Annotated in this window: 4 protein-coding genes; 2 read left to right on the top strand and 2 right to left on the bottom strand. The window is 71.1% G+C overall.

The genetic code is table 11. From position 1 onward, the window contains the following. Together VG296_RS19645 and VG296_RS19640 are read right to left on the bottom strand one after the other, a co-directional pair. On the bottom strand, nt 1–2415 hold a 2415-nt coding region (locus VG296_RS19645), incomplete at its 3' end, for a phosphoenolpyruvate carboxylase (RefSeq protein ID WP_325567644.1). Between the two features lie 158 nt (nt 2416–2573). Beyond that, nucleotides 2574–3602, bottom strand: a complete 1029-nt coding sequence (locus VG296_RS19640; protein ID WP_325567642.1) for an SMI1/KNR4 family protein — start codon at nt 3600–3602, stop codon at nt 2574–2576. 317 nt (nt 3603–3919) lie between these two features. On the opposite strand from VG296_RS19640, the gene mfd reads away from it, so the two are divergent. Further along, nucleotides 3920–7474: a transcription-repair coupling factor gene (mfd, locus tag VG296_RS19635; protein ID WP_325567640.1), complete on the top strand. Its 3555-nt coding sequence runs from the start codon at nt 3920–3922 to the stop codon at nt 7472–7474. A gap of 14 nt (nt 7475–7488) precedes the next feature. Then, the coding region (locus VG296_RS19630) for a MazG nucleotide pyrophosphohydrolase domain-containing protein (protein WP_325567638.1) at nt 7489–8058 on the top strand (570 nt) is incomplete at its 3' end.

The raw sequence follows: 8058 nt of genomic DNA, 5'->3' as shown, positions 1-8058 counted from the left end.
GACGCCGAACCAGCCGGGGACGATCTGCCGGGACTGGGTCCAGCCGAACACCCACGGGATCGCGCGCAGTCCCTCGAGACCCGCGCCGGAGTCCGGCCGGCGCGAGGGACGCGAGCCGAGGTGCAGGTCGCCGAGCTGGTCAACCGGGGTCGAGGCCAGGAAGTAGCGCGGCAGGTCCGGGTCGTCCGCGAGCTGCCGGTACCTGGCGTACGCGGCGTCCGAGATGCCGCCCATCGCCGCGCTCCACCGGGCCAGCGCGTCGGCGCTCTGCCGCGGGCCGAGGTGCAGCACCGCGGCCTCGAGCGTGGCCGCGACGGTCAGCTCCAGGTTCTCCCTGGCCAGGGTCGGCAGCGCGTACTTGTCCGAGATCACCTCGCCCTGCTCGGTGACCTTGATCTCGCCCTCGAGCGTGCCCCACGGCTGGGCCAGCACCGCCTCGTGCGTCGGGCCGCCGCCGCGGCCGACCGTGCCGCCGCGGCCGTGGAACAGCCGCAGCCGCACGCCGTGCCGGTGCGCCACGTCGCGCAGCTTGCGCTGGGCCAGGTGGATCTCCCACTGGCTGGTCGCGATGCCGGCGTCCTTGTTCGAGTCGCTGTAGCCGAGCATGATCTCCTGCACGTCCCCGCGCAGCCGGACCAGCTTCCGGTACGAGGGGTCGTTGAGCAGCTCGCCGAGGATCGTGTCGGCCTGCCGCAGCTCGGAGACCTGCTCGAGCAGCGGCACGAAGCCGATCTGGGCCCGGCCGCCACGCAGGTCGATCAGGCCGGCCTCGCGGGCCAGCAGCACCGCCGCGTACACGTCGTCCACGCCGCGGCACATCGAGATGATGTAGGACTCGATGACGTCCGGGCCGAAGCGCTCGATCGTCTCGCGGATCGCGGTGAACACGCCGAAGGTCTTCGCGCCGGCCTCGTCCAGGATCGGCTCGGCACCGCTCCAGGCGTCGTAGCCCTCGACGCCGTCGCGGTGGATCTTCTCCGGCAGCTTCGCCAGCGGACGACGCGAGCGCAGCTCCTTCGCCAGCAGCCCGGCGCGGTACTCGCGCGGCATGTCCTCGTAACGCCACGACTCGATGCCGAGCCGGTCGATCAGCTGGCCGATCGCCTGGTGGTGCGCGTCGGCGTGCTCGCGCACGTCCAGCGTCGCCAGCTGTAGGCCGAAGGCCGAGACGGTACGGATCACCTGGTCCAGGCTGCCGCGCGCGATCAGCTCGCCGCGGTCGGCCAGCAGCGAGTCGCGCATCAGCAGCAGGTCGGCGACCAGCTCCTCGCCGTTCAGGTAGTCGTGCCCGGGCACGTGCGCGCGGCCCTCGCCGATGCGCTTCTTCGTGTTCAGCAGCTTCTGGCGCACGCAGGTGGCCTTGAGCCGGTAGGGCTCCTCCTGGTTGAGCCGCTTGTACCTGGCCGGGATGTCCGGCAGCGCCGCGAGGTCCTCGGCCAGCGACTTCTCCAGGTCCGGGGTGATCCGGGCGATCCGCTTCGAGGTGGACAGGCTGTTGCGCAGCCCCTCGACGATCTTCAGCGCGTCGTCCACCGCGCGCTCGTGCTGCAGGGCCAGGATCTCCAGGGTGAGCAGCGGGGTCACGTTCGGGTTGCCGTCCCGGTCGCCGCCGATCCAGCTGCCGAAGCTCAGCGGCCGGGCGTCCACCGGCAGCTTCACGCCGATCCGCTCCAGCTCCGCGGCCAGCTCGTCGAGCACGTCGGGGACGGCGCTGCCGTGCAGCTCGTCCAGGTAGTACAGGGCGTTGCGCGCCTCGTCGGTCGGCTCGGGGCGGGCCACCCGCAGCTCGTCGGTCTGCCACAGCGACTCGACCAGCTCCTGCAGCCGCCGCTCGGCCCGCCGCTGCGCCACCGGATCCGTCGCGGTGCCGGGCTGCGGGAAGGGGTTGGCGTCCAGCAGCAGCGCTATCTGGCGCAGCTTGCCCAGGATCGTCCGGCGCGCCGCCTCGGTGGGGTGCGCGGTGAACACCGGGCGCGCGGAGAGCCGGTTGACGACCTCCTCGACCCAGTCGCGGGTGACCTTCGACTCGGGGTCCTCGATCGCGGCGCCGATCCGGTCGACGGCGCGGGAGAGCCAGGAGCCGCTGGTGGCCCGCTCGGCGTGCAGCTCGCGGGCGCGGTGCACCTGCTCGGTCACGTTCGCCAGGTAGAAGTAGCTGGAGAACGCGCGTACCAGCCGGATCGCGGTGGCCAGGTCGAGCTCGGCCAGCTGGGCCTGCGCCGCGTCGGCGGCCCCCGGGTCCGTCAACCGCGTCAGGGCTCTGATCTGCTCGACGAGGTCGAGCAGCGCCTTTCCCTCCTGGCGCACCAGCGTCTGCCCGAGCAGTTCGCCGAGCGCCTTGATGTCACCGCGCAGCGCGGTGTCCGGGGCTGGACTGACGGGTGCGATTGTGGAAACGGCGTCGGTGTCGGCCACGGCGGCACACTCCTCGGTAAGCGAACGAGCTGAACGCGAGGACGCCGTTGTCCAAGCTCAGGACTTCGCCTGCATCGTATGCGGCGTACGTCACACCCGCGATACCCGGCCCACTCACTGAGACGGCCGTCCGAGGTTCAAGACGCGGTCACCGGCGCTCAGTGCCGCCGGAAGGCCAGGTGCGGCGGCAGCGCGGAGCCGAGGTAGTCGACGTCGGTCACCAGGCTCGCGAAGCCCTGCTGCACGGCCGCCTCGGAGATCTCCTGGATCTGCTGCGGCAGCGCGACCAGGTGCCTGGCGAAGTCGTCGAAGTCGCTGCCGATCCGGATCAGCAGCTCGTTGCAGATCGACGCGGCGTCCCGCGAGTCCCGGTCGCGCACGTCGTCGTCGTCGAAGTACCAGACCGAGCCGAGGTCGCTGCCGCGGATCTTGAGCACCAGCATGCCGCCGCGCACGTAGCCGACCGCCAGGAACTCCTCGGTGAACCGGTCGAACAGCGCCTGGTTCGCGTAGACGAGCTCCTGGTGCGGGTCCGAGCGGCGCACGCCGAACAGCCAGCCGTCGGCCACGAAGCCGCACTGCAGGTTGACCGCGGGGCTCAGCGGCCGGCCGCCGTCGGTGCCCGCGAGGAAGCGCCGGTAGGAGACCGGCAGCTGGAAGCCGAGCTGCGACTCGAGCTGCAGCATGGCGTCCTCCGGCACCGAGCCGGAGCGCTCGAAGGCCACCGGGTCGAGCATGCCCTCGTGCCACAGGCCGGTCTTGCCGCGGTCCAGCTGCAGGGTGGCGACGCCGCCGTGGTGCCGGAAGGAGCCGTTGAGCTCGGCCGGCACCAGGTAGACCCGCCGGCTGCGCGCCTCGTGCGTCCAGGTCCAGCCCTCGGGGGTGGCCGTCGGCGGCCGCCCCTGCTGGTAGAGCGGGTCGCCGGTGGTGCTCGCGAGCATGTTCGCCGCGACCACGTCGGTCACCCTGACCTCGTCCACGGACAGCTCCGCGGGCGGGTCGGCGATCTGCACGGCGTGCCGGGCGTAGACCGAGAAGTCGGGGTAGCCGTGGAAGTTCAGGTAGACGCCGCGGGGGTACTTGCGGTCCAGTTCGACATCGCTGAACTCGATGAGGCGCCCCGCGAACTGACCGTTGGGTATTCCGGCCGCGTTCGTCGGAAGGCCCGTGCCCGTTCCCTGCGTCATCGTTCTCCAGTCCCTTGCGTCGCCTCGCGTGCGCCGGTAAATGGGTGGCCCGGCGCACAGGTGCTCTCAAGACGGTACCCGGACCGAGCGGTCCGGCGATAGGCGGCAGTGCCGTCCAGGTGGGCCGTTTTAACGGCCCACGCCCGATTCCTGCCGATTTCCAAACCGCTCCGCGGCACGTCGGCGATCATTCCGCGATCATGAAGAGCGGGCGTGGAGTCGGGTTGTCGGTGGGAGTGCGTACCCTGGAAGTACACGGAACCCCCTGCCCCCTGTGGGCTGTTCGGGGTTACTAGGCGTGCCTACGGAAGGTGCCCATGACCCTCTCCGGTCTCCTCAGCCCCTTGTCGCTCGACCCCGCGCTGCGCTCGGCCACCGGCGCGGCGCGCACCGGCGTGCGCCCGCGCCTCGACCTGACGGCCGTCGGCGGGCTGCGTGCCCCCGCCATCGCGTCGATCGCCCAGCACCGCATCGTGCTGGCGGTCACCGCCACCGGCCGGGAGACCGAGGACCTGGCCGCCGCGCTGCGTTCGCTGCTCGGCGACTCGTCCGTCGCCGAGTACCCGTCCTGGGAGACGCTGCCGCACGAGCGCCTCTCCCCGCGCTCGGACACCGTCGGCCGCCGCCTCGCCGTACTGCGCCGGCTGGCCCACCCGGAGACGGAGAGCAGGCTGCGCGTCGTCGTCGCGCCGATCCGTTCGGTGCTGCAACCCCAGGTGGCCGGGCTCGGCGACCTGGACCCGGTGCGGGTGACGGCGGGTCAGGAGATCGAGCTCGAAACGGTGACGCGCCGTCTGGTCGACGCCGCGTACCTGCGCACCGACCTGGTGGAGAAGCGCGGCGACTTCGCGGTCCGCGGCGGGATCCTGGACGTCTTCCCGCCGACCGAGGAGCACCCGCTGCGGCTGGAGTTCTGGGGCGACACGGTCGAGGAGATCCGCTATTTCAAGGTCGCCGACCAGAGGTCCCTCGAGGTGTCCCAGAACGGCCTGTGGGCGCCGCCGTGCCGCGAGCTGCTGCTGACCGAGACGGTGCGCAAGCGGGCGCACGGCTACGCCTCCGAGTACCCGGACCTCGCGGACGTCTTCGGCAAGATCGCCGAGGGCATCGCGGTCGAGGGCATGGAGTCGCTGGCGCCGGTCCTGGTCGACAAGATGGAACTGCTGGTCGACGTGCTGCCGGAGGGCACCCACCTCGTCGTGTGCGACCCGGAGCGGGTGCGCACCCGGGCCGGCGACCTGGTGGCCACCTCGCAGGAGTTCCTGGAGGCCTCCTGGACGGCGGCCGCGCTCGGCGGCAGGAGCCCGCTGGACCTCGGCGCCGCCTCGCTCTGGTCGCTCGCCGATGTGCGCGACCACGTGCGCTCGCTGGATCTCCCGTGGTGGTCGATCACGCCGTTCGTCGCCGACGCGGGGCTCGCCGAGTTCGTCGTGGACGGCGAAAGCCTCGACACCGATGACACCGAACTCTCCCCGGCCACCGACCCGCCGGACTACCGCGGCGAGGGCGCGAAGATGCTCGCCGACGTGCGCGGCTGGCTGCGCGAGGGCTGGCGCGTGGTGCTGACCACGGAGGGCCACGGCCCGGCCGAGCGGCTCGCCGAGGTGCTGCGCGGCGCGGATCTCGGCGTGCGCCTGGTGCCCGACCTGGAGGAGGCGCCGGAGCCGGGGATCGCGTACGTCGCCTGCGCATCCTTCGGCCGCGGCTTCGTGGACGAGGCGGCCAAGCTGGTGCTGCTGACCGAGACGGACATCTCGGGCCAGCGCTCGTCCACCAAGGACATGAACCGGATGCCCTCGCGGCGCCGCAACATGATCGATCCCCTGCAGCTCAGGACCGGGGACTTCGTCGTGCACGAACAGCACGGCGTCGGCCGCTACGTGGAGATGGTGCAGCGGACCGTCGCCGGGGCCACCCGCGAGTACCTCGTGATCGAGTACGCGGCCTCGAAGCGCGGCCAGCCGGGCGACCGCCTCTATGTGCCGACCGACCAGCTGGAGCAGGTCACGAAGTACGTCGGCGGCGAGTCGCCCTCGATGCACCGGCTCGGCGGCGCGGACTGGCAGAAGGCCAAGTCTCGGGCCCGCAAGGCCGTGCGCGACATCGCCGGCGACCTGATCCGGCTCTACTCGGCCCGGCAGGCCGCACCGGGACACGCCTTCGGGCCCGACACGCCGTGGCAGCGCGAACTCGAGGACGCCTTCCCGTACACCGAGACCCCGGACCAGCTCGCGTGCATCGAAGAGGTCAAGGCGGACATGGAGAAGACGGTCCCGATGGACCGGCTCATCTGCGGCGACGTCGGCTACGGCAAGACCGAGATCGCGGTGCGCGCCGCGTTCAAGGCGGTGCAGGACGGCAAGCAGGTGGCCGTGCTGGTGCCCACGACGCTGCTGGTGCAGCAGCACTTCTCCACCTTCGCCGAGCGCTACGTCCAGTTCCCGGTGACGATCAAGGCCCTGTCGCGCTTCCAGAGCGACAAGGAGTCGGCCGAGGTGCTGCGCGGCCTGGCCGAGGGCTCGGTCGACATCGTCATCGGCACACACCGGCTGTTCGCGAAGGACACCAGGTTCAAGGACCTCGGCCTGGTGATCGTGGACGAGGAGCAGCGCTTCGGAGTGGAGCACAAGGAGCACCTGAAGCAGATGCGCGCGAACGTGGACGTGCTGACGATGTCCGCGACCCCGATCCCGCGCACCCTCGAGATGGCGGTCACCGGCATCCGGGAGATGTCCACGATCCAGACCCCGCCGGAGGAGCGGCACCCGGTGCTCACCTTCGTCGGCGCGTATGAGGAGAAGCAGATCGGCGCGGCGATCCGGCGCGAGCTGCTGCGCGAGGGCCAGGTCTTCTACATCCACAACCGGGTCGAGTCGATCGACCGCGCCGCCGCACGGCTGCGCCAACTGATCCCCGAGGCCCGCATCGCCACGGCACACGGCCAGATGAACGAGCACGCGCTGGAACGGCTGATCGTCGACTTCTGGAACCGCGAGTTCGACGTGCTGGTGTGCACCACGATCGTCGAGTCAGGCATCGACATCCCCAACGCCAACACGCTGATCGTCGAGCGCGCCGACAACTTCGGCCTGAGCCAGCTGCACCAGCTGCGCGGCCGCGTCGGGCGCGGCAGGGAGCGCGCGTACTCCTACTTCCTGTATCCCCCGGAGAAGCCGCTGACCGAGACCGCGCACGAGCGGCTGGCCACCATCGCCCAGCACACCGACCTCGGCGCCGGCATGTACGTGGCGATGAAGGACCTGGAGATCCGCGGCGCGGGCAACCTGCTCGGCGGCGAGCAGTCCGGCCACATCGAAGGGGTCGGATTCGACCTGTACGTGCGGATGGTCGGCGAGGCGGTCAAGGAGTTCAAGGAGCAGGCGGCGGGCCTGAACAGCCCGGACGAGGCCCCCGACATGCGGGTGGACCTCCCGGTGAACGCGCACATCCCGCACGAGTGGGTCCCCGGCGAGCGGCTGCGCCTCGAGGCGTACCGCCGCATCGCCTCGATCGCCAAGGAGGACGACGTCGTCGCCGTGCACGACGAACTCGTCGACCGCTACGGCAAGATCCCCGAGCCCGTCGGCAACCTGCTCGCGGTGGCCCTCTTCCGAGCCCACGCGCGCGAGGCGGGCCTGGCCGAGATCGTGCTGCAGGGCAACTTCGTGAAGTTCAGCCGGGTCTACCTGCGCGAGTCCCAGGAGCTGCGCCTCAAGCGCGTCTTCCCCGGCTCCATCGTGAAGAAGCAGTCCGACCACATCCTCGTCCCCCGCCCCAAGACCTCCGGCTTCCCCGCCGAACCCGTCACCGGCCTCCCCCTCCTCGAATGGTGCCGCTCCCTGATCGACGGCGTGATCCTGATGGGGGCGTGAGTAGGGTGAGCCCCGTGACCGGACGGATCATTCTTGTACCCTTCTCCCCGCGGGTGGCGCCGGGGTTGTTGTCGGCGGCCGCGTGGCGGGCGGTGACGGCGGCGGGGGCGCGGGTGCACGCGGGGGATGCGGAGCATCCGATCCTCGAGTATCTGGATGATCAGGACGTCGCGATCGAGCTGATCGAGGGCGAGACGGCCGAGGTGGCCGACGAGCTGCTCAAGGAGGCTGCCGCGGGGGAGACGGTCGTCTGGCTGGCGGATCCTTCGGGCGATGATCAGCCGCTCGTTCTCGCGCTGGGGGAACGGCTGACCAATGCGCCGGGCGACGCTCCGGATATCGAGCTCGAACTCCTGCCCGGCAGCTACGACGTGCCCGGTGCCCGGCTGCTGGACCTGGTGGCCGTGATGGACCGGCTTCGCTCGCCCGGCGGCTGCCCCTGGGACCGGCAGCAGACGCATCAGACGCTGGTGAAGTACCTGCTCGAAGAGGCGTACGAGACCGTCGAGACGATCGAGGACGGCGATCCCGACACGCCCGGGGAGGGACGGGACGCGCTGCGCGAGGAACTCGGCGACGTGCTG

It is taken from the genome of Actinospica sp. (assembly GCF_035552695.1).
Lineage (GTDB): Bacteria > Actinomycetota > Actinomycetes > Streptomycetales > Catenulisporaceae > Actinospica.
Note: the sequence above shows the minus strand (reverse complement) of the source record. Positions and strands in the feature narration are given on the sequence as shown.

What these genes read in the sequence shown, in the direction of transcription:
- VG296_RS19640 (WP_325567642.1), bottom strand. Translation starts at nt 3,602, where the DNA reads ATGACGCAGGGAACGGGCACGGGCCTTCCGACGAACGCGGCCGGAATA.
- mfd (WP_325567640.1), top strand. Translation starts at nt 3,920, where the DNA reads ATGACCCTCTCCGGTCTCCTCAGCCCCTTGTCGCTCGACCCCGCGCTG.